The organism is Mesorhizobium sp. P3_A10 (assembly GCF_056403175.1).
The window spans coordinates 1-24,130 of record NZ_JBFUFZ010000009.1; the positions used below are offsets into that span (position 1 = coordinate 1).

At 63.2% G+C, this 24,130-nt stretch carries 26 protein-coding genes, 1 tRNA gene and 2 pseudogenes; 14 read left to right on the forward strand and 15 right to left on the reverse strand.

The annotated features are described in order from the left end of the window. Positions 1-216: pseudogene (locus AC1DXU_RS26910) on the forward strand (IS110 family transposase); the annotation flags it as partial. A 249-nt stretch (positions 217-465) separates the two neighbouring features. Next, positions 466-1,062, forward strand: a complete 597-nt coding sequence (locus AC1DXU_RS26915; RefSeq protein WP_477373884.1) for a hypothetical protein — start codon at positions 466-468, stop codon at positions 1,060-1,062. Between the two features lie 270 nt (positions 1,063-1,332). Here the strand turns inward: AC1DXU_RS26915 and ppa are convergent, their stop codons facing one another. The 7 genes and pseudogenes from ppa to AC1DXU_RS26950 form a co-directional block, all read right to left on the reverse strand. After that, the gene (gene ppa / locus AC1DXU_RS26920; protein ID WP_477319639.1) at positions 1,333-1,872 is read right to left on the reverse strand and encodes an inorganic diphosphatase; all 540 of its coding nucleotides are present in this window, start codon (positions 1,870-1,872) and stop codon (positions 1,333-1,335) included. A gap of 109 nt (positions 1,873-1,981) precedes the next feature. Beyond that, the gene (locus AC1DXU_RS26925; RefSeq protein ID WP_477373886.1) at positions 1,982-2,488 is read right to left on the reverse strand and encodes an N-acetyltransferase family protein; all 507 of its coding nucleotides are present in this window, start codon (positions 2,486-2,488) and stop codon (positions 1,982-1,984) included. A gap of 233 nt (positions 2,489-2,721) precedes the next feature. Next, a complete protein-coding gene (locus tag AC1DXU_RS26930) occupies positions 2,722-3,360 on the reverse strand; it encodes a TPM domain-containing protein (protein ID WP_477373888.1) in 639 nt (212 codons plus the stop codon). Between the two features lie 8 nt (positions 3,361-3,368). Next, on the reverse strand, positions 3,369-4,256 hold the full coding sequence (locus AC1DXU_RS26935) for a TPM domain-containing protein (protein WP_477374134.1): 888 nt from the start codon (positions 4,254-4,256) through the stop codon (positions 3,369-3,371). Between the two features lie 37 nt (positions 4,257-4,293). Beyond that, positions 4,294-4,794: pseudogene (locus tag AC1DXU_RS26940) on the reverse strand (TPM domain-containing protein); the annotation flags it as partial. A 1-nt stretch (position 4,795) separates the two neighbouring features. Beyond that, the gene (locus AC1DXU_RS26945) at positions 4,796-5,635 is read right to left on the reverse strand and encodes a TPM domain-containing protein (RefSeq protein ID WP_477373890.1); all 840 of its coding nucleotides are present in this window, start codon (positions 5,633-5,635) and stop codon (positions 4,796-4,798) included. Positions 5,636-5,812: 177 nt separating this feature from the next. After that, the gene (locus tag AC1DXU_RS26950; RefSeq protein WP_477373892.1) at positions 5,813-6,445 is read right to left on the reverse strand and encodes a LemA family protein; all 633 of its coding nucleotides are present in this window, start codon (positions 6,443-6,445) and stop codon (positions 5,813-5,815) included. A 208-nt stretch (positions 6,446-6,653) separates the two neighbouring features. On the opposite strand from AC1DXU_RS26950, the gene AC1DXU_RS26955 reads away from it, so the two are divergent. From AC1DXU_RS26955 to AC1DXU_RS26980, 6 genes are all read left to right on the forward strand, one after another. Then, on the forward strand, positions 6,654-6,905 hold the full coding sequence (locus AC1DXU_RS26955) for a hypothetical protein (protein ID WP_477373894.1): 252 nt from the start codon (positions 6,654-6,656) through the stop codon (positions 6,903-6,905). A gap of 7 nt (positions 6,906-6,912) precedes the next feature. Then, complete coding sequence (gene pdxY / locus AC1DXU_RS26960; RefSeq protein WP_477373896.1) at positions 6,913-7,797, forward strand: pyridoxal kinase PdxY; 885 nt, start codon at positions 6,913-6,915, stop codon at positions 7,795-7,797. Beyond that, the gene (locus AC1DXU_RS26965; RefSeq protein ID WP_477373898.1) at positions 7,794-8,549 is read left to right on the forward strand and encodes a DUF429 domain-containing protein; all 756 of its coding nucleotides are present in this window, start codon (positions 7,794-7,796) and stop codon (positions 8,547-8,549) included. The genes pdxY and AC1DXU_RS26965 overlap by 4 nt, the downstream gene beginning before the upstream one ends. A gap of 161 nt (positions 8,550-8,710) precedes the next feature. After that, positions 8,711-9,355, forward strand: a complete 645-nt coding sequence (locus tag AC1DXU_RS26970; RefSeq protein ID WP_477319657.1) for a carbonic anhydrase — start codon at positions 8,711-8,713, stop codon at positions 9,353-9,355. Between the two features lie 11 nt (positions 9,356-9,366). Continuing rightward, the gene (locus AC1DXU_RS26975) at positions 9,367-9,783 is read left to right on the forward strand and encodes a nuclear transport factor 2 family protein (RefSeq protein ID WP_477319659.1); all 417 of its coding nucleotides are present in this window, start codon (positions 9,367-9,369) and stop codon (positions 9,781-9,783) included. A gap of 99 nt (positions 9,784-9,882) precedes the next feature. Then, positions 9,883-11,937 (forward strand): M3 family metallopeptidase, encoded by a 2,055-nt coding sequence (locus AC1DXU_RS26980; RefSeq protein WP_477373899.1) that lies wholly within the window; start codon positions 9,883-9,885, stop codon positions 11,935-11,937. Between the two features lie 112 nt (positions 11,938-12,049). Here AC1DXU_RS26980 and AC1DXU_RS26985 read toward each other — a convergent pair whose 3' ends face one another. The 4 genes from AC1DXU_RS26985 to AC1DXU_RS27000 form a co-directional block, all read right to left on the reverse strand. Then, complete coding sequence (locus tag AC1DXU_RS26985; protein ID WP_477373901.1) at positions 12,050-13,600, reverse strand: M81 family metallopeptidase; 1,551 nt, start codon at positions 13,598-13,600, stop codon at positions 12,050-12,052. A gap of 23 nt (positions 13,601-13,623) precedes the next feature. Next, a complete protein-coding gene (locus AC1DXU_RS26990; RefSeq protein WP_477373903.1) occupies positions 13,624-14,451 on the reverse strand; it encodes a carbohydrate ABC transporter permease in 828 nt (275 codons plus the stop codon). Continuing rightward, entirely contained in the window at positions 14,448-15,317 is an 870-nt protein-coding gene (locus AC1DXU_RS26995) for a carbohydrate ABC transporter permease (RefSeq protein WP_477373905.1), read from the reverse strand. Before AC1DXU_RS26995 ends, AC1DXU_RS26990 begins: the two co-directional genes overlap by 4 nt. A 398-nt stretch (positions 15,318-15,715) precedes the next feature. Next, positions 15,716-16,948: an ABC transporter substrate-binding protein gene (locus tag AC1DXU_RS27000; RefSeq protein WP_477373907.1), complete on the reverse strand. Its 1,233-nt coding sequence runs from the start codon at positions 16,946-16,948 to the stop codon at positions 15,716-15,718. A gap of 189 nt (positions 16,949-17,137) precedes the next feature. Here AC1DXU_RS27000 and AC1DXU_RS27005 point away from each other — a divergent pair, with 189 nt between their 5' ends. The 3 genes from AC1DXU_RS27005 to AC1DXU_RS27015 are packed head-to-tail and all read left to right on the forward strand — an operon-like array spanning position 17,138 to position 19,870. Beyond that, complete coding sequence (locus AC1DXU_RS27005) at positions 17,138-17,908, forward strand: SDR family oxidoreductase (protein ID WP_477373909.1); 771 nt, start codon at positions 17,138-17,140, stop codon at positions 17,906-17,908. A gap of 2 nt (positions 17,909-17,910) precedes the next feature. Then, positions 17,911-18,978 carry an ABC transporter ATP-binding protein gene (locus tag AC1DXU_RS27010; RefSeq protein ID WP_477373911.1) on the forward strand — a complete coding sequence of 356 codons (1,068 nt, stop codon included), beginning with the start codon at positions 17,911-17,913 and terminating at the stop codon, positions 18,976-18,978. 10 nt (positions 18,979-18,988) lie between these two features. Continuing rightward, positions 18,989-19,870 (forward strand): MurR/RpiR family transcriptional regulator, encoded by an 882-nt coding sequence (locus AC1DXU_RS27015; protein ID WP_477373913.1) that lies wholly within the window; start codon positions 18,989-18,991, stop codon positions 19,868-19,870. Positions 19,871-19,886: 16 nt separating this feature from the next. Here the strand turns inward: AC1DXU_RS27015 and AC1DXU_RS27020 are convergent, their stop codons facing one another. Further along, on the reverse strand, positions 19,887-20,210 hold the full coding sequence (locus tag AC1DXU_RS27020; RefSeq protein WP_477373915.1) for a DUF167 family protein: 324 nt from the start codon (positions 20,208-20,210) through the stop codon (positions 19,887-19,889). Positions 20,211-20,213: 3 nt separating this feature from the next. Continuing rightward, positions 20,214-20,504 (reverse strand): YggT family protein, encoded by a 291-nt coding sequence (locus tag AC1DXU_RS27025; RefSeq protein WP_477319679.1) that lies wholly within the window; start codon positions 20,502-20,504, stop codon positions 20,214-20,216. Between the two features lie 163 nt (positions 20,505-20,667). Between AC1DXU_RS27025 and AC1DXU_RS27030 the strand changes: the two genes are divergently transcribed. Beyond that, positions 20,668-20,743: transfer RNA gene (locus tag AC1DXU_RS27030), tRNA-Ala, on the forward strand. A gap of 81 nt (positions 20,744-20,824) precedes the next feature. On the opposite strand, the gene AC1DXU_RS27035 is transcribed toward AC1DXU_RS27030, so the two are convergent. Together AC1DXU_RS27035 and AC1DXU_RS27040 are read right to left on the reverse strand one after the other, a co-directional pair. Further along, the gene (locus tag AC1DXU_RS27035; RefSeq protein WP_477373917.1) at positions 20,825-22,213 is read right to left on the reverse strand and encodes a multicopper oxidase family protein; all 1,389 of its coding nucleotides are present in this window, start codon (positions 22,211-22,213) and stop codon (positions 20,825-20,827) included. 151 nt (positions 22,214-22,364) lie between these two features. Further along, complete coding sequence (locus tag AC1DXU_RS27040) at positions 22,365-22,973, reverse strand: TetR/AcrR family transcriptional regulator (protein WP_477373919.1); 609 nt, start codon at positions 22,971-22,973, stop codon at positions 22,365-22,367. Positions 22,974-23,081: 108 nt separating this feature from the next. Here AC1DXU_RS27040 and AC1DXU_RS27045 point away from each other — a divergent pair, with 108 nt between their 5' ends. Together AC1DXU_RS27045 and AC1DXU_RS27050 are read left to right on the forward strand one after the other, a co-directional pair. Next, the gene (locus AC1DXU_RS27045) at positions 23,082-23,765 is read left to right on the forward strand and encodes a PspA/IM30 family protein (RefSeq protein WP_477373921.1); all 684 of its coding nucleotides are present in this window, start codon (positions 23,082-23,084) and stop codon (positions 23,763-23,765) included. Between the two features lie 65 nt (positions 23,766-23,830). Continuing rightward, positions 23,831-24,118, forward strand: a complete 288-nt coding sequence (locus AC1DXU_RS27050; protein WP_477319687.1) for a YiaA/YiaB family inner membrane protein — start codon at positions 23,831-23,833, stop codon at positions 24,116-24,118. Positions 24,119-24,130: the final 12 nt, after the last annotated feature.

Here is a 24,130-nt window from a genome sequence, read left to right on the forward strand (position 1 = left end):
GGTGGTCGAGGTGGTCGAGAGTCGGTCCGCAACGTCCTCTACATGGCTGCGCTCAGCGCCGGAGTGCATAACCCCATCTTCGCCGCCTTTCGCCAGCGCCTACGGGCCAAAGGCAAGGAAGCAAAGGTCGCCATTGTGGCCGTCATGCGCAAGCTTATCACCACCCTCAACGCCATGATGCGTACCAACAAATCCTGGAACCCCGCATCGATATGAAAGCACGGTTGCTCACCTGCCTGCCGGCATCCTCTCCCCGTAAACGGGGCGAGGGGCGCTCTCACCAATGATTTCTCCAATCACCAGCGTTGCAAGAGTATCGCCGGCGGCGCGGCCAGCTTCTTTCTCCCCGTTTACGGGGAGAAATGCCCGGCGGGGCAATGAGGGGCGGCGCCAACCTTGCGAATGGGGCGCTAGGCCTGTCGAAAATTTGACGATAGGCTGAAACGAACTCCACGGGGATTCCACATGCGCACCCTGCTGCTTGCTTCTTTTGCCCTCGTCGGTCTCTGCCAGGCGGCACATGCCGATGGCATTTCCAGCGCCTACACTGATCTCGACTGGAAGGAGGACTGCGTCACCTACGCGCAAGCCGAGGAGGGCGACGGTGACTGGGCCGAACTCGCCTGCTCCGGCTATCGCGGCTACCCCGTGTTGGTCGCCTATGACGACGCCCGTGAATCGCTGTTCTATGGGTTTCCGCCCAGCAGTGACATGACGACGGTCTGGGAGAGTTTTTCCGGCTTCAACTCGTCAGGGCCCAAGGTCGAATGGCGCATCGAGACCAAGGGCGATGTCGCCATTCCCTTCGCCGCCATCCACCGCCGCTCGATCAGCAATCCCGACGACGAGAACAAGCCGACCGAAGTGCTGCTCGTCGCCAAGGTCGGCCAGATGGACGCGCGCGACGGCTGCACGGTCGCCCTGGTGCTCGCCACCGGCAATCCCGCCGCCAACGACCAGGCCCGCAAGCTGGCCGACGAAAAGGCGAAGACCTTCGCCTGCGGCAAGGACAAGCACACCGTCATCGGCAACGTGCCGGCCTTTGGTAGAGTGGATAACTGAGCCCAGCGGAGATTGGCTGAGGCGCCCAAAACTTCGTCATCCTGGGGCGAAGCAAGGAGCGCAGCGACGCAGCGCAGACCCCGGGATCCATGCCGCGACCTCAACGTCACCGCAACGGTGCAGAATTCTGTTCCGCTGCGCACTTCACCTGGCGTAACGGCATGGATACCAGGGTCTCCACGACGCCGCTTCGCGGCTGCTCCGCCCTGGTATGACGAAGCTGAGGGGCCTCGCCACCTAGGCAGTACGAGGCGAAGGGTCAGTAGAGGCTCAGCCGTGTTTAGCCGCCTTGGCCCGCGCGATCGCGTCGACGATCATCTTCTTGGCATATTTGGAATCGTGCCAGCCTTCGATCTTGACCCATTTGCCGGGCTCGAGATCCTTGTAGTGCTCGAAAAAGTGCTGCACCTGCTGGCGGGTGATGTCAGGCAGCTGCGTGTATTCGGTGACGTTTTCGTAGCGCAGCGTCAGCTTGGGTGAAGGCACGGCGATGACCTTCTCGTCCTGGCCGGCATTGTCTTCCATCACCAGCACGCCGATCGGCCGCACATTGATGACGCAGCCCGGCACCAGCGCGCGCGTGTTGCAGACCAGCACGTCGATCGGGTCGCCGTCGCCCGACAGCGTGTGCGGCACGAAGCCGTAATTGCCGGGATAGCGCATCGAAGTGTGCAGGAAGCGGTCGACAAACAGCGTGCCGGCTTCCTTGTCCATCTCGTACTTGATCGGCTCGCCGCCGATCGGCACTTCGATGATGACGTTGATGTCCTCCGGCGGATTCTTTCCGATGGCGATGGCTTCAATGCGCATGGCTTGTCCCTCTTTTGATGGGAGATCGATAGCTGGCGCTGCCGCGCGGCGCAATGCGGCGAATGGTGCTGGGCACGATCGAAGACGGAAGTGGCATGGAGGCCTGGGATTATTCCCAGACGAAGGCGACCTTCTTCAGCGCTTTCTGCTCGAAGATCTCGACGCCTTCGGCGACATCGCGGCCGCCGGCACCGGTGTAGAAGTCGAGCGCGTTCTGATTGTCTTCCAGCGCCCACACCACCATGCCTTTCAGCCCGTGATCGGCGAGCCGCGCGCGTGCCGCCTTGAACAGCCGGCTGCCAAGCCCGATGCCCTGATATTCTGGGCGCATATAAAGCTCGTAAATCTCGCCCTGCTGCCTGAGTTCGCGGGCGCGATTCTTGCCGATCGTGGCGTAGCCGGCAATCTTGCCGCCGATTTCGACCACCAGCACTGTGGCGGCGCGGCGAATGGCGTTCGCCCACCAGTCGGCGCCGCGGCGGTTGATCATCGAGGTCAGCGTGCGATGCGGAATGATGCCGGAATAAGCGCCGTTCCAGGCTTGCTGGTGCACGTCGGCGATGGCGCCGGCGTCGCGCGGCTCGGCTTTTCGGATGTCGATGCTCAGCGTATTCATGATTTGTTAACCATAAACCCGCATCGGCCATTTGCAAGAGTCCGGTAAGCCGGCTCATGCGCTTTCGCACAAGCGATCTAGATGCAGGAAGAGCCTGTCTGAAAACGCGCTCTGCCGAGGCGGATGGCGTGGTTTTCGAGAACCGAAGCGCAGCGGACTTTTTGGTCCGTGAGCATCGGAAGCGCAGAAAATCGCGTCAGGTGTCCGGCAGAGGTGCGTTTACGGGCAGCCTCTCAGATTTCGACCAGGTGATCGTCAAGCTCATTGGCATCGGCGGCCGAAACCGGGAAATGCTCGGCCAGCACGACACCGACCGATTCGATCGCCTTGACGAAGCCGTCGGCCAGGCGGTCGTCGCCGGCATGCGCGGTCAGGTCGCGGATGACACCGTCCCAGACATGCTGGCCGACCTTGGCATTGATGCCGCTGTCGGCAACCACTTCGGCATAGCGCTCCGCGATCGAGACGAACACCAGCACGCCGGTGCGCGCTGTGGTGCGGTGAACGTTGCGCGCCAGGAACTGTTTGATCGCATTCGTGTGCGCCGCCTGGTAGCGCAGCCGCCGCGGCACAAGGTGAATGCGCAAGCCGGGCACCGCCCACAAAAGGATGAGCACGCTGGCCAGTGCCAGAAGCTGGGCGATGACGAAATGCGGCAGACGGATTGTCAGCCACCAGGCTTCCAGCCCGTAGCCGACGGCAAGACTGACGATGAGCATGCCCAGCGTCGCCATGAAGGCGGCCGGGAAGAAATAGCCGTCGCTGGCATGCGCCACGACGCAGTAGATCTCGCCGTCGGTTTTTGATTCGGCAGCGCGGATCGCGCTGGCGATGCGCTCATGATCTTGCGGGCTGATCGGTCGTGTTGCCATGATCTGTCTCACCAGCTCCCTGAAGAACCACCGCCGCCGGACGAGCCGCCGCCGCCTGAAAACCCGCCGCCGCTGCTCGAGCCCGACGACCAGCTGCTGCCGGAACTGCCCGACGACCAGCCGCTGCTTGACGACGACCCCGATGTCCAGCTGCTGCCCGAGGACGACCCCCTCGGCCCCTGGCCGTAGCGAAACGTCATGCCCAGCCATTTGTACACGCCCGGTGACAGCTTGGTGCCGAACATCGGTGGCAGGAACGCCATCGCCAAACCGCCGAAGAACATCGTCCCCCACAGGATGAGGAACACCGTGACGATGGGATCGAGCGGCGTGCTGTCGTCGGCTGGGTTGCGCTTGCCGCGCGCCTCCAGCTCCTCCGGATTGCCTTCCAGCACCATGACCATGTCGTCGACGGCCTTGCTGATGCCGCCGGAAAAATCGCCGGCACGGAAGGCCGGCACCATGTCGTTTTCGATGATCAGCTTGGTGTGCAGGTCGGTCAGCGTGCCTTCCAGCCCGTAGCCGACCTCGATGCGCATCTTGCGGTCGTTCTTGGCCACCAGCAATAGCACGCCATTGTTTTCGCCGGTCTGGCCGAGCTTCCAGAAACGGAACAGCCGGTTGGCGTAGGGCTCGATCTCTTCGCCATCGAGACTGGATATCGTAGCGACGACGATCTGGTCCGAGCCCTTTTTCTCGAAATCCGCCAGCTTCTGCGTCAGCGCTGCTCTGGTGCCGGCATCGAGGATGTTGGCATTGTCGACGACGCGACCGGTGAGAGCCGGCAGGTCGGCGGCAAGGGCCGCGAACAGCATTGCAACCGTGGCCAGCAGGGCAATGCCGACGGTCGCGGCGGCGCGGCCGGGTTTTGGCGGATTGAAGACGCGTCCTGTCATGCGGTGGCCAGGTCCCTCAAGTGCCATGACTGTCCCCGATCACCGTGATCATGTCATCAACCGCTTGGGAAATGCCGCCGGAGAAATCGCCGGCGCGGAACGCCGGCACCATGTCATCTTCAATGATCCGTGTGGCGTCCTGGTTGGTCAGCGCGCCTTCCAGCCCATAGCCGACCTCGATGCGCATCTTGCGGTCGCTCTTGGCCACCAGCAGAAGCACGCCATTGTTCCTGCCGACCTGGCCGAGCTTCCAGTGATGGAACAGCCGGGTGGCATAGGGCTCGATCTCCTCGCCGTCGAGACTGTTGATCGTGGCGACGACGATCTGGTCGGAACCTTTGGTCTCGAAATCCTGGAGCTTCCGGGTGAGCGCCGCCTCGGTCGCGGTGTCGATGATGCCGGCATTGTCGACCACCCGCCCGGTGAGTGCGGGCAGCTCCGCCGCCAGCGCCGCGAAGCCGGCGAACAACACCGCCAGGGTCAACAACGCGCCGGTGACGAAACGGCCATGCCAGGAATTGATGATGCCTGTGGTCATGTCACCAGCTTCCCGAGGAACCGCCGCCGCCGGACGAGCCGCCGCCGCCGGAAAAGCTGCCACCACCGCTTGAGCCGGACGACCAGCCGCCGCCCGAAGACCCGCCGCTCGACGAGCGCTTGCCCGGCTCGAAAGTCATGCCAAGCCAGCGATAGCGGCCGGGTCCGAGCCTCTGGCCAAAAATCGGCGGCAGGATGGAGGCCGCCATGCCGCCGAAGAAGATGATCGCCCAGATGCTTATGAAGACGCCAAAGAACAGATTGTCCATGTCGACGGGCGGTTGCTCATTGCGCTTGCCGCGCGCCTCCAGCTCCTCCGGATTGCCTTCCAGCACCATCACCATGTCGTCGACGGCCTTGCTGATGCCGCCGGAAAAATCGCCGGCGCGAAAAGCCGGCACCATGTCGTTTTCGATGATCAGCTTGGTGTGCAGGTCGGTCAGCGTGCCTTCCAGCCCATAGCCGACCTCGATGCGCATCTTGCGGTCGTTCGGCGCGACCAGCAGCAGCACACCGTTGTTCTCCTTTGCCTGGCCGAGTTTCCAGAAGCGAAACAGCCGGTTGGCGTAGGGTTCGATCTCTTCGCCCTCGAGACTGGGTATCGTCGCGACGACGATCTGGTCCGAGCCTTTTGCTTCGAAGGCCGCGAGCTTCTGCGTCAGCGCAGCTCTGGTGCCGGCATCGATGATGCCGGCATTGTCGACGACGCGGCCGGTGAGGGCGGGGAGATCGGCGGCGAAGGCGGCGAGCGGGAGGAAGAGAAAGCTCAGAATGACGGATAGCAAGGTGAGGCTGGCGATCCTTCGCGCCCCCCTCTGTCCTGCCGGACATCTCCCCCTCAAGGGGGGAGATTGGATGTCATTTGCCTTTTCGAAAATTTTCAATGCTGCAAGAGAGATGCCGGCAAAGGAACTGCTGATCTCCCCCCTTGAGGGGGAGATGTCCGGCAGGACAGAGGGGGGTGTGGACACGCCAGCGGCCCGTCTTGATCGCAAAAGCTGTTTAACCGGCTTCGCCGATCACCCGCCCTGCTTCGTGCCGAAATCGACCTTCGGCAGCTGCATCTTGTCTTCATCGACGGTGAAGTTGGCGTACGGCTCATTGCTGCGGAACCAGAAGGTCGCCCACAGTACCGAAGGGAAGGTCTTCAGCGTCAGATTGTAGTCCTTGACCGCCAGGATGTAGTCGCGCCTTGCCACCGCGATGCGGTTCTCGGTGCCTTCAAGCTGCGCCTGCAGCGCCAGGAAATTCTGGTTGGCCTTCAGATCGGGATAGGCCTCCGATACCGCGATCAGCCGCGACAGCGCGCTGGTCAGTCCGGCCTGGGCATCCTGGAATTTCTTGAGGGCTTCGGGATCCTTCAGCGTCTCCGGCGTCACCGTGATCTGCGTTGCCTTGGCCCGCGCTTCGACCACAGCGTCCAGCGTGTCCTTCTCATGCGCTGCATAGCCCTTGACCGTCTCGACCAGGTTGGGGATCAGGTCGGAGCGGCGCTGGTACTGGTTCAGCACCTCGCTCCACGCTGCCTTGGCGTTTTCCTCCGCCGTCGGGATGGTGTTGTAGCCGCAGCCGGCAAGCAGCGGCAGCACGATGGCCATCATCAGGAAGGCGGGCAAGGTCCGGAACGGTGAGGAAAGGCGTTGGGCAAACATGTTAGGATCCCTCAGTAGAAGTTGCATGCGCAGCATTACCACAATCCGCCGCCAAGAAAATGACCCCGGCGGGAAAGCATTTTCTCGCCCGGCGGGAAAGCATTTCCTCGCCCGCAGGCTCGCAGTTCTGGCGCGCTGTCATCCCCGCGCGAGGCCCTGTGATTGGCCGCGCGAACACGCTAAGCTCGCCGTCAAACAGGACAGCATCATGGCGGAACGCCACGACAATGACAGCGAATCGCGCCGCATTATCGAGCGCGTGGCGCGCGAGACCGATCCGGGTGGCACCTCGTTCATCGCGCGGACCGCCAAGGGCGCACGCGACCACGTCACCGCGGTCGACGCCGACCGGTCGGACCCGATCGAGGTTTGGGGCACCCGCATCGGCCGGGTGCTCGGCCTCCTCATCGCCATCGGCCTGTTGATCTGGCTCGTGTACTACGTCACCCGGGGCAGCTAGGAATTCCATGAACAGTGAAAAACCCGACGCGCCGCGCGCGGTCATCGTCATTTCCAGCCATGTCGCCCGCGGTTCGGTCGGCAACCGCGCCGCCGTCTTTGCACTGGAGACGCTCGGCTTTCCGGTATGGGCGGTGCCGACCGTCACCCTGCCCTGGCATCCCGGCCATGGGCGGGCGACGCGCATCGTGCCGCCACTCGACCAGTTCAAGGCGCTGATGGCCGATCTCGAGCGCGCGCCATGGCTGGGTGAGGTCGGCGCCCTGCTGTCGGGCTATCTCGGCGAGGCCGGCCAGGCCGACGCCGTCGCCTCGCTGGTGTCAACGGTCAAGGCCAGGACGCCCGGCGCCCTCTATATCTGCGATCCGGTGATGGGCGATTCGGGCGGACTCTACGTGCCTGAAACAACGGCCATCGCCATGCGTGACCGGCTGATGCCGATTGCCGACATCGCCACGCCCAACCGCTACGAACTGGAGTGGATGGCCGGTGCGCCGCTGCCCGACCTGAAATCGGCGATGGCGGCCGCCCTGCATGCCGGGCCGTCGACCATGCTGGTCACCTCGGCGCCGGCGATGATGGCCGGCGGCACCGGCAATCTGCTGATCAACGGCAGCCAGGCGCTGCTTGCCGAACACCGGCTGATCGACAAGCCGCCGAACGGGCTTGGCGACCTGACGGCGGCTGTCTATCTCGCCCGCATCCTGTCCGGACAGCCGGCGATCAAGGCGCTGCAGTCGACCACGGCGGCGGTCTACGAGATCCTGGCGCGCACCGCCAAGCGCGGTGGCGACGAATTGCAGCTCGAAACCGATGCCCAGAGCCTGTCGCACCCGATGGCGATGGTGCAGCTTCGCCACCTCCTGCATCCGGGGCGGGACAAGAGGGCGTGACTTTTGTCGGCGTCGACGGCTGCAAGGCCGGCTGGATCGCCGTCCGCCGCGATGCCGGTTCTGCCCCGTCGGTTGCCGTCTATCCAAGCTTCGTTGCCCTGCTCGACACACTGCCCGCCGATGCGACGGTGGCCGTCGACATGCCGATCGGGCTGCCGGATTTTTCACAAAGAGGCGGGCGCGGACCGGAGGTGCTGGTGCGGCCGCTGCTTGGCAACAGGCAATCCAGCGTCTTTTCAATTCCGTCTCGCGCTGCGCTCTATGCCGATACCGGTGACTTCACCACGATAGAAGCCTGGTATGCCGCGCATCGCCGGGCGAGCGAGGTGGCCAAGGCAACCTCCGACCCGCCGCGCGGCGTTTCGATCCAGGCTTTTGGCATCTTTGCCAAGATCCGCGAGATCGACACCCTGCTGATCGTGCGGCCAGAACTGCGCCGCTGCGTCTTCGAATCCCATCCGGAAGTCGCCTTCTGCCGGCTGAACGGCGACCAGGCCATGTCCTTGCCGAAGAAGATCAAGGGCGCCGTCAATCCGGCCGGCATGGAAGAACGCAAGGCGCTGCTGTGCCGGCATGGCTATGACAAGGCCTTTCTCGACCAGGCGCCGCCGCGCGGTGCCGCCGCCGATGATTTTCTCGACGCGGCCGCGATGATGCTGATCGCCGGCCGCATCGCCGCGGGCCAGGCAAGGCCGTTTCCGGACCCGCCGCGCGCCGACCGTTTTGGCATTCCGGTCGCTATCTGGGCGTGAGCGGGATGCGCCCAGTCCGGGCCGAGCCATGCTTGCTGCATGGCACTTGCGACCCGGTGCTTCGCAATTCGGCATTGCTCGCGGCACCGTTTTGCCGTTAGAGCCATTCTAAACTGAAAACGAGCTGCCGCCTCCAACCCGGAAAGGCTCCCGCCCCGCCCATGCCCCATCTCCCCGATCACCTTCTCGCCGGCTATCGCAACTTCATGAGTGGCCGCTATCTCACCGAAAGCGGCCGCTATCGTGCGCTGGCCCGCGAAGGCCAGGCGCCGGAAACCATGATCGTCGCTTGCTGCGATTCCCGCGCAGCCCCCGAAGCGATCTTCGACGCCGGGCCAGGCGAACTCTTCGTGCTGCGCAATGTCGGCAATCTGGTGCCGCCCTATGCGCCCGACGGCCAGTTCCACTCGACCTCGGCCGCCCTCGAATTCGCCGTGCAGAGCCTCAAAGTGAAGAACATTGTGGTCATGGGCCACGGCCGCTGCGGCGGCATCCGCGCCGCGCTCGACACCACCTCGGCCCCTTTGTCGCCCGGCGACTTCATCGGCAAGTGGATGAGCCTGATCGCGCCGGCGGCCGAAACCGTGGCCTCCAGCACCTTGATGACGGCCACCGAGCGGCAGACGGCGCTGGAGCGCATCTCGATCCGCTACTCCATTGCCAATCTCCGGACCTTCCCTTGCGTCTCCATCCTCGAGGGCAAGGGACGGCTAGCGCTGCACGGCGCCTGGTTCGACATCTCGACCGGCGAGCTTTGGGTGATGAACAAGGAGACCGGTGACTTCGAGCGGCCGGAACTCTCGTAAGGGGGCGGCCCATGACGCTGAAACGCCGGTCGATCGCTTTCGCTTTTGCCGCGCTGCTGTTTTCGATCGTCTCCGCCCGCGCCGATGAGGGCGCCATCATCGACCGCTGGTATTCGGCGCTGCTGGTCGCCGACCGCACCGAACTGTCGGACCTGCTTGCCGACGACGTCCAGATCAAGCTCGACGACCTCGGCATCGTCCAGAACAAACAGGAATTCATCGCCTCCATCGACGACTGGCAAAGCGCCGTCGCCGGTGCGGCGATCCGGCATCGGGTCGAGAAGACCGAGGCCGGCGTTACCTCGGTGATCGCTTGCTATGATTTCCCCAGCAACGACATGCTGATGCAGGAAACCTTCGCCATCTCCGGCAACCGCATCACCGCCAGCTCGCAAGCCGCGCTCGCCGAAAGCTGCGAGGGCTACTGACGAAAACCTGACTGACCACGGTGTTGCGCGCGAAGGAGTCGCGCCCTACATCGGTGATCATCTCGCCCTCCTCCTTGCCGCCAATCGCGAAGGATCTCCATGCCCTCCACCAAAAGCCTTGACCTCGCCGCCCATCCGCTGACCGCCTGGCAAGGGCCGCTCGGCCTGCCCGATTTCTCTCGTATCGGCGACGATGATTTCGCACCCGTCTTCGACGCCGCGCTGAAGGCGCATGAGGCCGAGATCGAAGCGATATCAGGCAACACGGACGCGCCGACCATCGACAACACGCTGGCAGCGCTGGAACTTGGCGGCGAGGCGCTCGACCGTATCTCGTCGATTTTCTGGTGCCGGGCCGGCGCCCACACCAACGAGGCGATCCAAGCGCTGGAGCGCGACATTTCGCCAAAAATGTCCAGGCATTTTTCGGCGATCTCGATGAACGAAAGGCTGTTTGCCCGCATCGACGACCTCTACCAGCGCCGCGAAACCCTGAAGCTCGACGCCGAGACGTTGCGGGTGCTGGAAAAGACCTGGAAAGGTTTTGTCCGCTCGGGCGCCAAGCTCGACGCCGACGGCAAGAAGCGGCTCGCCGGCATCAGCGAGGAATTGTCGTCGCTCGGCACCAATTTCGGGCAGAACGTGCTTGCCGACGAGCGCGACTGGGCACTGTTCCTCGACATATCAGACCTTGCCGGCCTGCCCGACTTCGTCAAGAGCTCGATGGCCGAAGCCGCCGAGATGCGCGGCCAGAAAGGCCGCTACGCCGTCACTCTGTCGCGCTCGATCTACGAGCCGTTCTCGACCTTCTCCGAACGCCGCGACCTGCGCGAGACCGCCTTCCGCGCCTTCACCATGCGTGGCCAGAATGGCGGCGCCACCGACAACACATCAGTGGTGCGCGACATGCTGAAGCTGCGCGCCGAAAAGGCAAGGCTGCTCGGCTACGCATCCTTCGCCGCCCTGAAGCTCGACGACACCATGGCCAAGACGCCGAAGGCGGTGCACGCGCTGCTCGATCCTGTCTGGGAAAAAGCGTTGGAGAAGGCCGCCGCCGACCAGACCGAACTCCAGCGGCTGGCGACCGCTGCCGGCAGCAACGAACAATTCGCCGCCTGGGACTGGCGCTTCTACCAAGAGAAACTGCGGGCCGAGAAATTCGCCTTCGACGAGGCCGAGCTGAAACCCTATCTGCAGCTCGAGCGCATCATCGACGCCTGTTTCGACGTGGCGACGCGGCTGTTCGGCATCACTTTCGAAGAGAAAAAAGGCATTGCCGCCTGGCATCCCGACGCCCGCGTTTTCGTGGTGAAAAACGCCGATGGCATCGAGCGCGGCCTGTTCCTCGCCGACTATTTCGCCCGGCCCTCAAAACGCTCCGGCGCCTGGATGAGCGCGCTCCAATCCGGCTATCATCTCGGCCACGGCTCGAAGCCGGTGATCTACAACATCATGAACTTTGCCAAACCGCCGGTGGGAGAGCCGGCGCTGCTTTCGGTCGACGAGGCCAAGACCTTGTTCCACGAATTCGGCCATGCGCTGCACGGCATGTTGACCGACGTCACCTGGCCGTCCGTCGCCGGCACCTCGGTCAGCCGCGATTTCGTCGAACTGCCCTCGCAGCTTTACGAGCATTGGTTGACCGTGCCCGCGGTGCTGGAAAAGCATGCACTGCATGTCAAGACCGGCAAGCCGATGCCAAAAGCGCTGCTCGACAAGATGCTGGCGGCGCGGACCTTCGGCGCCGGCTTCGCCACGGTCGAATTCACCGCCTCGGCGCTGGTCGACATGGCCTATCATGCGCGGCCGAATGGTCCGGAAGAGCCGCTTCGTTTCGAAACCGAAACGCTCGACAAGCTCGATATGCCAGACACCATCGCCATGCGCCACCGCACCCCGCATTTCGGCCATGTCTTTTCCGGCGACGGCTATTCGGCCGGCTACTATTCCTACATGTGGTCGGAAGTGCTCGACGCCGACGCCTTCGCCGCTTTCGAGGAGACGGGTGATCCCTTCAATCCGGTACTGGCCGAGCGGCTGCGCAAGAACATCTATGCCGCCGGGGGCTCGAAGGACCCGGAAGAGCTCTACACGGCGTTTCGCGGCAAGATGCCTTCGCCGGAAGCGATGATGGTGAAGCGCGGGCTGGTGTGATTAGCCAATCTCCCCCCTTGTGGGGGAGATGGCCGGCAGGCCAGAGGGGGGCGCTGTCCCGCCAGCCTGTCAGTGGACCGCAATTGCGCCGTCCGACTTGCCTTTGAGCGTCTTATGACGAAGAAGCGCCGCGATCCTTCGCGCCCCCCTCTGCCCTGCCGGGCATCTCCCCCACAAGGGGGGAGATTGGCTGCTTCCACGGATCCGCCACCCGCGGCCAGATCGGCCGCGTCAGCTTCGTATAATTGGTCACTGCTGGATCGCTCGGATATGAACTCGGCGCCGAGACATAGATGATCTCCGCCGCGATCGGTTCGAAGCCGGCGTAGAAATGGTTGGTCGACTTGACCAACAATATGTCCTTGGCCAACGGATCGACGCCGATATTGGAAAAGATGTCCGGCTCGAAGGTCTGCGTGCGGTTGGTGTTGAGGATGATGTCGATTTCGGTGCCTTCGATGCGCACCAGCGCCGTCGGGCCGAGCGTGACGCGGCTCGGCCCAAAGCTCTGCCAGCCCTCGGTGACCGCTTTCAGCACCCGCACGCGGGCGTCGATCGGTTCGCCGGCGAGCGGTCCGGCTTTGCCGCCGAAGCGCAAATCGATGACGGCGCCCTCGCCGGCAGCCTGACAGAAGGTCACCGCGATCGGATCCCAGATCGTCGCCACGCCGATATTGCTCAAGCCGCGTTCCATCATGGCTCGCAGCACGACGGTACCGTCGCCGGCGACGCCGCCACCCGGATTGTCCCAGATATCGGCGATGACCACCGGCCTGGCCGGATTTTGCGCGCGCACGGCCAGCGCCCGCTCGATGCCGTCGGAAGTACTCAGCATCGTCATCGCCGTCTCTTTGCGCATCGCGTAGAGCTCGCGCCCCAGCCTCTCCGCCAGCGCGTCGCCCTTCTCCTTGTCATTGTCGGTGACAACGAGGATGCGCGTGCCCACTTCCGCCACGTCGGCGGCCATGAAGCCATGGATGACGGAGATCGACAGCACGCCATCCTTGCCCTGCAGCGCGTTGATGCGGTCGACGAAGGAGCGCATCGGCTCGCGGCTGGTCGGCAGCACCTGGATCATGCGGCAGTCGAAGGTCGAGATGACGGGTTTGATCTCGCCGCGCGCCGCGGCCAGTCCAAGTTCGACGACATGTTCGCCGCGCTCATAAAAGTCGGTGTGCGGGAACTCGAGGAAGTAGGCGAGAATGTCGGACGCCGCCACCCGCTTCGGCGTCAGATGGCTGTGCGGGTCGAGTTCCGCCGCGATCACCACGTCAGATCCGACCATGGCGCGGACGCGTTCGAGCAGGTCGCCTTCGCAATCGTCATAGCCTTGCGCCACCATGGCGCCATGCAGACCGAGGATGACCGCGTCGACCGGCAGGGCTGCCTGCAACTGGCCGAGAATCTCGTCGCGCAGCGCCTCAAAAGTCTGCCGCTGCACCAGGCCGCCCGGCTCGGCCCAGGTGGCGGTGCCTTCGATGACGGTGAGCCCTTCCTTGGCCGCCCGCCGGCGCAAGGCAACGATCGGCGAGGAGCACAGCGTCGGCGTTTCCGGATGCTTGCCCGGCCCGGCATAGAAGGCCATGTCGAACGAGGCCCGGTCGGTCGGCACTGGCGAAAAGGTGTTGGTTTCCGTCGCCAGCGAGGCGGTGAAGATGCGCATGAAAGCTCCGCAGTGAAAGACGGCTATTTGACGGCTCCGAGCGCCAGTCCCCGCACGAGGTAGCGCTGCAGCCAGATGAACAGGATCGCCACCGGCAAGGTCGCCAGCAGCGTGGCGGCCATGACGTGGTGCCACTCGATCGTGTAGCGGCCGGCGACCAGCGAAAACACCTGGATCGGCAGCGTGTAGCTTTCCTGGCTGCGCAGCATGGTCAGCGCGACGACGAACTCGTTCCAGGCATTGATGAAGGTGAAGATGGCGGTGACCGCGATCGCCGGCAGGCAGAGCGGCAAAAACACCTTGCGCAAGGTCAGCCAGCGGCCGGCGCCCTCCATCCAGGCGGCTTCCTCGAGATCGCGCGGGATGGTGTCGAAATAGCTCTGCAGCATCCACACGGTGAAGGCGACGTTGAAGGCCATGTAGATGAAGCCGAGCGCCGTCGTGCTCTCGATCAGGCCCCAGGCGGCCATCAGCCGGAACAGGCCGAGCACCAGCACGATCGGCGAGATCATCTGCGAGACCAGCAGGAACTGGCGGAAGGCACCGTAGCCGGCAAAGCGAAAGCGCGACATAGCGTAGGCGGCGGGAACCGAGATCAGGATGGCGCCGACGGTGGCGATGACCGAGACATAGAGCGAGTTGGCGAGCGCCTGGCCGAAACCGGTGGCCACCCACATGTCGGAGAAATTCGACCAGTGGAATTCGCTCGGCCACCAGGTCGGCGACAGCACTTCCTGCCGTGGCTTGACCGCGGTCAGGAACATCACGGCGAAGGGAAAGATCGTCACCACGATCAGTGGCGCCAGCAGCAGCCAGGCAATGATCGAACGCTTCAGCTTGCCGTTCTTCATGTGCGCTGCTCCCGCATCGCCAGCCTGACATAGATCATGGTGAAGACCAGCAGGATGGCGAACATCACCAGCGACACCGCCGAGGCCTCGCCGAGCTTGCCGATGCGGAACGCCAGTTTGTAGAGGTGGGTGACCAATATGTCGGTCGAGTTGGCCGGCCCGCCTTGCGTCATCACCCAGATGATCGGGAACGAATTGAAGACGTAGATCGTGTTGAGCACGATGGCGATGTTGATGAACGGTTTTAAGAGCGGAAAGGTGATTTCGCGAAACTGTTGCAGTGGCGTCGCCCCTTCGAGGGCGGCGGCCTCGTAAAGGTCGTCCGATATCGACGACAGGCCGCCAAGGAAGATCGTCGTCGTGAATGGCACCGTCACCAGAATGCCGATCAGCACCTGCATCGGAAAGGCGGTCTCGGCGCGTGCCAGCCACTGGATGTTTTCATGGATCAGACCGAGCCCGAGCAACGCTGAATTCAGCATGCCGCTTTCGCCGTTCAGCGCCCAGCGCCAGACCACCGCCGTCATCGTCAGCGATACCGCCCAGGGCAGCATGATGATGACGCGGGCAATGCCGCGACCGTAGAAATCGGTGTTGAGGATCATCGCCACCGGTATGGACAGCAAAAGCGCGCCACCGACGACCAGCACCGTCCACAGACCGGTGCGCCAGAGCGCCGCCATGAAATCGGGATCGGTCAGGAAGGCGTGGTAGTTGGCAAAATTGTTGTAGTCGCGCAGCTGGCCGAAGCGGCTGACATCATGCGTCGAGATCTGGATCAGGTCCCAGACCGGCCAGAAGATGACGACCGCCGCCAGGAACAGGCTGGGCAACGTCAGGAGATAGGGCAGGAAGCGATTTTGCATCGGCCGGTTTTGTACCGTGTTGGACATCAGTGGCGCTGGCGTGCCAGCTTGGCTCAATCTCGCATGTTCGTCTCGGTCTAGAGCAGCGCCTCAGGATTTGAATTTCCTTCGGACGTCTGCGCTGCCCCTCACCTGCCTGCCGGCATCCTCTCCCCGTATAGTGACGGGGAGAGGGGCGCTCTCATCAATGGTTTCGCCAATCTTCGACGTTGCAAGAAATGCGAGAGGTTGCGGCCCGCCCCTTTCTCCCCGTCACTATACGGGGAGAAATGCCCGGCAGGGCAATGAGGGGCAGCACTGACATCTGCAATTCATCCCTTTGTCTGAACCTGGAAAAGTGGTGGCGCGCCCCGATTGAGGGTGGGGGCGGGGCGCGCCGGGCGTCGGGAGAAAACGCCCTATTTCTTCAGCACCGCGTTGGCCTTGTCAGCCGCTTCCTTAAGGCCTGCCTCGGGGTCGCCGCCGAGATAGATCTTCTGCATGGCATCCGACGTGATCTGGGCGACCTCCTCCCAGCCCGGGATGACCGGTGCGAAGCGGGCATCGGGCAGCAGGGCTGTGAAGGCGGCGAGGTCGGCATTGTTGACGTAGTAGTCCATCTTGGCTTCTTCCTTGTTCACCGGCAGGAAACCTTCGCCTTGCGTGAACTTGGCGCGCTGCTCCGTGGTGAACAGGAAGTCGAGCAGTTTCCAGGCCTCGTCCTTGTTCTTGGAGTTCTTGAACATGATGATGGAATCGGTGACGCCATAGGTGCCGCGCGCGCCGCTCGGCCCGGCAGGAATGGCAGCCACGCCGTATTTCAGGTTCGGCGCCTCGTCCTTGATCTGGTTGGACAGGAAAGGTGCGGTGATCATCATGCCGACCTTGCCCTGCTTGAACAGGTTCTGCACGTCCTCGCGGTTGTTGGAGGTGACGCCCGGCTCGGTCAGGCCTTCGTCGATCATCGACTTGTAGAGCTTGGCGGCTTCGAGCGCGCCCGGCGTACTGAGGCCCGACGTGCCGTCCTTGTTGAGGATCTCGGTGCCCTGCGACCACATCGCATAGTAGTAATAAACGTCGGTCTCGATCTCCTTGCCCTGCAGGCCGAAGCCGAAGGTGCCGGAGCCGAGCGCCTTGATCTTGCGGGCGTCTTCCTGCAGTTCGGTCCAGGTGGCCGGCGGCTTGGCGATACCGGCTTTCTCGAACAATTCCTTGTTGTAGTACATGGCGCGCGCCGACGCCGCGATCGGCAGGCCGTAGGTCTTGCCCTGCATGATCGAGGGCGACATGAAGGTGTCTATGAAACGGTCCTTGAAGTCGGGCTTGATGTAGCCGTCGAGCGGCTCGGCGACATCCTGCTGGACGAAATCGATCAGCCAGCGCGTACCGATGATCGACAGGTCCGCATTGGTTCCGGCGGTGATGTCGGTGGTCAGCTTCTGCAGCAAAACCTCCCACGGCACCACCTCGAACTTGACCGTGATGCCCGGGTTCGCCGCCTCGAATTCCTTCTTGACGCTTTCGAAATAGGGGCCGGTCTTGGCGCTGTATTCGGCAACTGTGACGCGCACTTCGCCGGCATCTGCCTGCGCCGCCAGCGCCAGCATGCTCATTCCGGCCAGCAGGCCGGCAGTCCAATTTGCAAGCTTCATTCCATCTCTCCCATTTGATGTGCGCATAGCGCTCTGCGCCATTCGGCGGCACAAGCTTTATGTGACTTTCCTACATTATCCATCATTTTGCGGTTCGCAAGCAGATTATTCTGTTGCTTAATTACATTTCATAAAATAGCGTTTTGCCTATTATCATGCACGAGACAAAGGCTTGGAGGGCAGCGCGGAGTGGTTTCGAGAGCCGAGTTCGAAGGCAAGACAGTGGTCGTAACCGGTGCGGGCGGCGGCCTCGGCTCGGCGATCGTGGCGGTGCTCGCTGAACGCGGTGCGCGGGTCGTCGGCTGCGATCAGTCGAGCGAGGCCTTGGCCAGCCCGCACATTGCCTCGCGCCACGTCTTCGACCTTCTCGACCGGGCGTCCATCGAGGCTGCGATAGCGGCGATCATCGACAAGGATGGCGTTCCCGATATCCTGATCAACAATGCCGGCTGGACACGGGCCGAGACGCTGCCGGCACTGACCGCAGCCAAGATTGAGCACGAGCTGGGCCTCAATCTGACCGGGGTGATGACTTTCGCCGATCCGCTGGTCAAGGCGATGGCCAAAAACGGCTCGGGCAACGTCGTCTTCATCTCCTCGGTCAACGCCATCGCCCATTTCGGCAACCCCGCCTATGCGGCGGCCAAGGCCGGCATCAATGCCTATGCAAAATCGATCGCGGTGGAACTTGGCCGCAGCGGCTTGCGCGCCAATGTTGTCTGCCCCGGTTCGATCCGCACCGCCGCCTGGGACCACCGCCTGGCCAAGGACCCCGAAATCCTCGGCAAGCTGCAACGGCTCTATCCGCTCGGCCGCATCGTCAATGCCGCCGAGGTCGCCGAAGCGGTGGCTTTCCTTGCATCCGACCGCGCATCGGGCATAACAGGCGTGGTGATGCCCGTGGATGCCGGGCTGACCGCCGGCTGCCTGCCATTCATCGACGACATATTGGGGGCGTGAGAATGACCGATGTCCAGTTTCGCGGCCTGTCGAAATCCTTCGGGCAGCACAAGATTCTCGAAGACATCAACCTCGAGATCGACAGCGGCGAGTTCGTCGTGCTGGTCGGCCCCTCGGGTTGCGGCAAGTCGACCTTGCTGCGCATGCTGGCCGGGTTGGAGACGATCACCTCCGGCGATTTGCTGATCGGCGGCGTGCGCGCCAACGATTTGCCGCCGCAGCAGCGCAACATCGCCATGGTCTTCCAGTCCTACGCGCTGTTTCCGCATCTGAAGGCGGCGGACAATATCGGCTTCGGTCCAAAAATCCGCGGCGAGACCCGGACAGTGATCGACGAGAAGGTCAAGAAAGCCTCCGGCGTCCTCAATCTGTTCTCCTATCTCGACCGCTATCCCAGGGAATTGTCCGGCGGCCAGCGCCAGCGCGTCGCCATGGGCCGCGCCATCGTGCGCGAACCCTCGGTCTTCCTATTCGACGAGCCGCTGTCCAATCTCGACGCGCAATTGCGCGTGCAGATGCGCACCGAGATCAAGGCGCTGCACCAGCGGCTGAAATCGACGATCGTCTATGTCACCCATGACCAGATCGAAGCCATGACCATGGCCGACCGCATCGTGGTGATGGACCGCGGTCGCATCCAGCAGGTCGGCGCACCGCTGGAACTCTATGACAGGCCGGCCAACAAATTCGTCGCCAGCTTCATCGGCTCACCGTCGATGAGCTTTGTCTCCGGAGCGCTGAAAGCGACGGCCAGCAAGGCCTGGTTCGAGACATCGGGCGGCGGTCGCCTGGCGCTTGCCGGCAAGGCGGTGTCGGATGGCGCCGCGGTCGAGGCCGGTATCCGCCCCGAACATTTCGTCATTGGCGGCGAAAGCGACGCGATGGCGATCAATGTCGACGTCGTCGAGCCGACCGGCGCCGAAACCCATGTCTATGGCTCGATCGGCAGCGACACGGTGCGGGCGGTGTTCCGCGACAGGTTGCAGATCAGGCCCGGCGACCGGTTGCCTGTCTCGGTCGATCCCGGCAACATCCATCTCTTCGACACGGCAACGGGCCTGCCCCTGTGAAAACACAAGCATGAAAACACCGGCCGACATCATCACGCGCCTGCAATTGATGTCGCAGGACGGCACCAAGTCGGACCGCCGGCTTGCCAGCCTCGTGCTCTCCGATCTCGACTTTGCCTCCAAGGCGGCGATCTCCGAGATTGCCGCGCGCGTCGGCGTCAGCGAGCCGACGGTGACCCGCTTCTGCCGCAACCTCGGCTGCGAGGGCTTGCGCGATTTCAAATTCTACCTGGCGCAGGCCATCGCCATTGGCGGCCAGTATCTGTCGCCTGAGCCGCTGAACCGCGACGTGCGCGAACAACGCATCGCATCCGCCATCACCGAAGCCGCGATAGCAGCCATTCAGCGCGCCAGCGAAAATCTCGACATGAAGGTGTTGGTCGGCGTTGCCGCGCGCATCGCCACATCAGGCAACATCCTGTGCATCGGCTCCGGCGGCATTTCCTCGATGATGGCAACAGAGATGCAGAACCGGCTGTTTCGGCTCGGCCTGTCGGCGTTGGCGCAGGTCGACGGGCAATTGCAGCGCATGTATGCCGCCGTGGCGACGCCCGAGACGACGCTCGTCGCCTTTTCGGTCTCCGGCTATGCGCGCTCGGTCATCGAGGCCGTGCAGGTCGCCCAGCAATATGGCGCCACCACCGTCGCCATCACCGCCCCCGACTCCGCACTCGCCAAGGCCGCCGAAACGGTGATCCTTCTGCAGTCGCTCGAGGACGGCAACATCTACAAGCCGACCTCGTCGCGCTATGCACTTCTGGCGATCGTCGACATGATCGCCACCTCGGTCGCGGAAACGCGCGGACCAAAGGTGCTGGAGAGCCTGCGCCGCATCAAGCAGAGCGTAAACACGCTGAAGGTCGACGATCCGCGTTTGCCCCTAGGGGATTGAATCTGCCACGAGGCCGTCAGGACTGGCGGCCGAGTGCCTCGACACTCTTCACCAGCGCCACCGGGTCGCCAAGCACCCGCAATGTCTTCAGCCGCGAAGCGCCGCCGGCGACAACCGAGACCGCCGACGCCGGCATGCCCAGCGCCTTGGCGATCAGCTTTTCCAGCGCATGATTGGCGGCGCCGTTTTCCGGCACGGCACGGACGCGGGCTTTCAGATGGCTACGCCCGTCAGAAGCAGTCTCGATGCCTTCAAGCCGGTCCATCGCCGCCTTCGGCGTCAGCCGCACGAACAGGTCGATGCCACTATGGCCAGTTCTGAAAAATCCGGTCGGTTCCACGGATCAGTAGAACAGCGACCTTACCGTGCTGTTCAGGAACCGTTCCAGGAAGAAGATGATCAGCAGCACGATGATCGGCGAGATATCGACGCCGCCGAGATCCGGCAGCAAGCGTCGGATGGGGCGGAAGACCGGCTCGGTCAGCCGGTAGAGCATGCCGCCTATGTTGTTGACGACCTGGTTGCGCGAATTGACGACGTTGAAGGCGTACAGCCAGGAGAAGATCGCCGCGGCGATGATCACCCACCAGTAAAGTTCGAGCGCGTAGATCAGCGTATCGATAAGCGCGTCCATTCAAAGCTCCATTGATTGCGCGACATGTAGCCATTGCACGCCAAACCGGCAAGAGCCGGCTTGTGCCGCGTGCCAAAGGGGATGGGCCTGCGCCCGGTCATTTCGCCAAAACGCCGCCTTGACAGAAAACCGCCGCGCCCGATAAATGCGCCATCCGCTGGACGGGGCTGTAGCTCAGCTGGGAGAGCGCGTCGTTCGCAATGACGAGGTCAGGAGTTCGATCCTCCTCAGCTCCACCAGCGGATTTTACCGAACCTTTGCCCACTGTGCGTGCTTGGAAAGCCCGCTGTTCGACCATGACTCGGACCGGATTCGCACCCTCACACCACCCTGATATAGCTCGTCATGCCCGATTTCTGGTGCTCGATGATGTGACAGTGCAGCAGCCAGTCGCCTTGATTGTCGGCGACGAAGCCCAGCTGAACCTTCTCGTTGGGCTGGATCAGATAGGTGTCGGAAACGACCGGCTGAACCGGGCGCGTCGAGGATGACAGCACCTTGAAGCTCATGCCGTGCAGATGCATCGGATGCGATTGCGGCGTCAGGTTTTCCATGTCGATGACATAGCTCTTGCCGCGCTTCAGTTCGGCCAGCGGTGCCGTCGGATCCGGCGTATCGCCCGGCCATGGCACTTTGTTGATGGCCCAGAAACTGTAGCCAAGCGAACCGCATATGCCGTCGCTCGGGACGTTTTCCGCCGTGGCGCTGAGCGCCAGGGAAATATGCTCGGCGCTGCCGAGATCCACCTCCTCGACCGGATTGGCCTCCAGCGGCGCAAGGTCGCGAAGGTCGCGTTTGAGAGAAGGCCCGACCCCGCGCAGGGTCGCCAGCACCTTGGGCTTGGTGCCCCTGACGTCCCTCAGGCTGACGATTGCCCCCTCATCATCGGGCATGCGAATGGCCAACTCCATGCGCTGGCCGGGTCCCAGCAACAAGGCATCGGGCGCAAAACGCTGCGGCACCGGATTGCCGTCGAGCGCAATCACCGTCGCCTCGGCGCCTTCGACGACAAAGGCATAGATGCGCGTCACGTCGGTGATGGCGACCCTGAGCCGCACCAGCCCTCCGGCCGGCGCATCATAGGACGGCTGGTCGAGCCAGTTGGCGGTGCGCACCGTGCCATAGGTGCCGGTTCTCGCGGCATCGCGCGGCCGGAACGGATCGATGAACTGGCCGTCGTCGCCGAGGCGCCAGTCGCGCAGGTTGATCACCTCCTCGGCATCGAATTTCGGATCGTTGGGGTTCTCCACCACGATGACGCCGGTCAGGCCGTGGCCCATCTGGATCAGCGTGTTGCAATGCGGGTGATACCAGAAGGTGCCGGCATCGGGCGGCGTGAAAGCGTAATCGAAATGATCGCCGGTATAGACATAGGGCTGCACCAGGAAGGGAACGCCGTCCATCTTGTTGGGAACGCGAATGCCATGCCAGTGGATCGTCGTCGGATCGTCGATGCCGTTGACCAGCCGTGCCGCGAAGGGCTCGCCCTTCTTCATTCGGAGCACTGGCGGCATGCCTGATACACCATAGGTCAGCACATCCCTGGTTGAACCGACATCCATCAGCTTCGCCTCGATCCTCGCTGCCTTCAGCACCACCGGCTCCGGCGCCGCCCAGCTGCCGAGTTTGCCCATGGCGGAAAGCCCGATCCCGCCGACACCGGCAACCGCGGCGGTCTTTAGAAGTTTGCGACGTGTGAACACCGTCATGCTGCACTCCAACCGGAAAGACGACTTGCCCTGAGAGGAACCGTGATGGCTTAAATCATGGGCAGGGAAGCCCTGGCACATCAGCTCTTCGTGAGAAGATCAACGCCGTGTCTTTGCTCGGGCGGCCAGCGAGCACAAGAGCGGACAGCGCTTACTCGCCTTCTGTCTCAAGCCCCGTCACCAGCACATCGACAAAATTCAGCAATTCGGCTTCGAGATCTGTGGGCGCGAGGCCGATGAAGCGGTCTTCGAGCGAAATGGCGACGATGCCGTGCACCGCCGAGAACAGCGTGCGCGCGCGGGCCAGCAATTCCGGTGTATCCGCCGTCGGACGCAGCGCCGCGAGCGGCTCGACCAGATGCTGGATGAGCACCGCATGCTCCGCCAGATGCCATTCGGGCACCGGCACGCCGGGCGCCATGCGATGCTCGAACAGGGCTGCCCACAGCATGCGATTGTCACGCGCAAAGCCGAGATAGGCCTTGGCCAGCGCCTTGAGCTTGCCCCGGGGCTCAAGCGCGCTGGTCGCCTCCTCACGCAAGGCCGCGCCCAGCCGCTCCAGGGTTATGGAATTGACGTGCAGGATGAGTTCGTCCAGGTCGGCGAAGGCGGTGTAGAGCGCGCCCAGCGCACAGCCGGCGTCGGCCGTGATGTCGCGCGCGCGCAGCCCGCCGAGACCTGACGATTGAATATGCGCCTCGGCGGCCGCAACCAGCCTGCCCTTGAGATCCTCGCGCTTGGCGTCCCGTTTTGCCGTCATTAACCTTCTCTACCCGAAACTTTTGAACAATGTTCATTTTTCTCTTGAACGCCGTTCACGATGTGTTACGTTGCGTTCGTGAACATTGTTCATAGAGGAGAAGCCGGAATGTTGAAACAGTTTTTTGCGCTCGTGCGTGGCCACAGCCACGAAGCCGCGGAAGCGATGGTCGACCGCAATGCGATGGTGATCCTGCGCCAGCAGATCCGCGATTGCGCCGACGCCATCGCCGCCGCCCGCCGGGCGGTCGCCGTCGCTATCGCCCAGAACGAGCAAGAGGTCGTGCAATTCAAGAAGCTGGTTGCCCGCATCGAGGACCTGGAGAAGCGCACGATCGCCGCCATCGAGCAGGAACAGAACGAACTGGCTCGCGAGGCGGCGGAAACGATTGCCTTGCTGGAGGCCGAACGCGATGCCTCCAGCGAGGCGCAGAAAAGCTTCGGCACCGAGATCGAGCGCCTCAAGCGGATTGTCCGCGCCTCCGAAATGCGGCTGCGCGAATTGCAGCGCGGCCAGCGCATCGTCGCTGCGGTCGACACCACCCAGCGCCTGCGCGAAAGCCCCGGCTCAAGCCTGTCGGCGCTGAAGGACGCCGAGGAAACCCTGCTGCGGCTGCGCACACGGCAAAAACAGATCGATGCCACGGCAGCCGCCATGGCCGAGATGGAACAGTCGGGCGATCCGGCCGCGGTGAGCGAAAAACTGGCCGCCGCCGGTTGCGGCGCGCCGCTGAGAAGCAGTGCCGACGCCGTGCTCGAACGGCTGGCAAAGACCATCGCCAAGCCTGCCTGATTGTATCCGGCCTGAAACAGACCGACGCCCACCCAACCTAACCCAGAAACGAAAGGACCATACCGATGACCCCCAACACTTACGCATCAAAGGATTCAAGCGCCTGGAAAACCTTCACCATGGCCAGCTTCGCCGTTGCCGCCTCGATGATGGCAGGCGGCATCTACTTCATGGAGGCGAGCTTCGCCGCCAAGGGGTTTTACGCGATGGCCGCCATCATGCTCGTGCATACCTCCATCACCATCACCAAGACGCTGCGTGACGCGGAAGAATCGAACCGCTTCATCAACCGGCTTGAAGACGCCAAGACCGAGAAGCTGCTGATGGATGTCAGCCGCAGTAACGAAGTGTAACCGGGTTCCCGC

Excerpts from the sequence above, each read along its gene's own strand:
- AC1DXU_RS26915 (WP_477373884.1), top strand. The coding sequence starts at position 466 with ATGCGCACCCTGCTGCTTGCTTCTTTTGCCCTCGTCGGTCTCTGCCAG.
- ppa (WP_477319639.1), bottom strand. The coding sequence starts at position 1,872 with ATGCGCATTGAAGCCATCGCCATCGGAAAGAATCCGCCGGAGGACATC.
- AC1DXU_RS26925 (WP_477373886.1), bottom strand. The coding sequence starts at position 2,488 with ATGAATACGCTGAGCATCGACATCCGAAAAGCCGAGCCGCGCGACGCC.
- AC1DXU_RS26930 (WP_477373888.1), bottom strand. The coding sequence starts at position 3,360 with ATGGCAACACGACCGATCAGCCCGCAAGATCATGAGCGCATCGCCAGC.
- AC1DXU_RS26935 (WP_477374134.1), bottom strand. The coding sequence starts at position 4,256 with ATGACAGGACGCGTCTTCAATCCGCCAAAACCCGGCCGCGCCGCCGCG.
- AC1DXU_RS26950 (WP_477373892.1), bottom strand. The coding sequence starts at position 6,445 with ATGTTTGCCCAACGCCTTTCCTCACCGTTCCGGACCTTGCCCGCCTTC.
- AC1DXU_RS26955 (WP_477373894.1), top strand. The coding sequence starts at position 6,654 with ATGGCGGAACGCCACGACAATGACAGCGAATCGCGCCGCATTATCGAG.
- pdxY (WP_477373896.1), top strand. The coding sequence starts at position 6,913 with ATGAACAGTGAAAAACCCGACGCGCCGCGCGCGGTCATCGTCATTTCC.
- AC1DXU_RS26970 (WP_477319657.1), top strand. The coding sequence starts at position 8,711 with ATGCCCCATCTCCCCGATCACCTTCTCGCCGGCTATCGCAACTTCATG.
- AC1DXU_RS26975 (WP_477319659.1), top strand. The coding sequence starts at position 9,367 with ATGACGCTGAAACGCCGGTCGATCGCTTTCGCTTTTGCCGCGCTGCTG.
- AC1DXU_RS26980 (WP_477373899.1), top strand. The coding sequence starts at position 9,883 with ATGCCCTCCACCAAAAGCCTTGACCTCGCCGCCCATCCGCTGACCGCC.
- AC1DXU_RS26985 (WP_477373901.1), bottom strand. The coding sequence starts at position 13,600 with ATGCGCATCTTCACCGCCTCGCTGGCGACGGAAACCAACACCTTTTCG.
- AC1DXU_RS26990 (WP_477373903.1), bottom strand. The coding sequence starts at position 14,451 with ATGAAGAACGGCAAGCTGAAGCGTTCGATCATTGCCTGGCTGCTGCTG.
- AC1DXU_RS26995 (WP_477373905.1), bottom strand. The coding sequence starts at position 15,317 with ATGCAAAATCGCTTCCTGCCCTATCTCCTGACGTTGCCCAGCCTGTTC.
- AC1DXU_RS27000 (WP_477373907.1), bottom strand. The coding sequence starts at position 16,948 with ATGAAGCTTGCAAATTGGACTGCCGGCCTGCTGGCCGGAATGAGCATG.
- AC1DXU_RS27010 (WP_477373911.1), top strand. The coding sequence starts at position 17,911 with ATGACCGATGTCCAGTTTCGCGGCCTGTCGAAATCCTTCGGGCAGCAC.
- AC1DXU_RS27015 (WP_477373913.1), top strand. The coding sequence starts at position 18,989 with ATGAAAACACCGGCCGACATCATCACGCGCCTGCAATTGATGTCGCAG.
- AC1DXU_RS27025 (WP_477319679.1), bottom strand. The coding sequence starts at position 20,504 with ATGGACGCGCTTATCGATACGCTGATCTACGCGCTCGAACTTTACTGG.
- AC1DXU_RS27035 (WP_477373917.1), bottom strand. The coding sequence starts at position 22,213 with ATGACGGTGTTCACACGTCGCAAACTTCTAAAGACCGCCGCGGTTGCC.
- AC1DXU_RS27040 (WP_477373919.1), bottom strand. The coding sequence starts at position 22,973 with ATGACGGCAAAACGGGACGCCAAGCGCGAGGATCTCAAGGGCAGGCTG.
- AC1DXU_RS27045 (WP_477373921.1), top strand. The coding sequence starts at position 23,082 with ATGTTGAAACAGTTTTTTGCGCTCGTGCGTGGCCACAGCCACGAAGCC.
- AC1DXU_RS27050 (WP_477319687.1), top strand. The coding sequence starts at position 23,831 with ATGACCCCCAACACTTACGCATCAAAGGATTCAAGCGCCTGGAAAACC.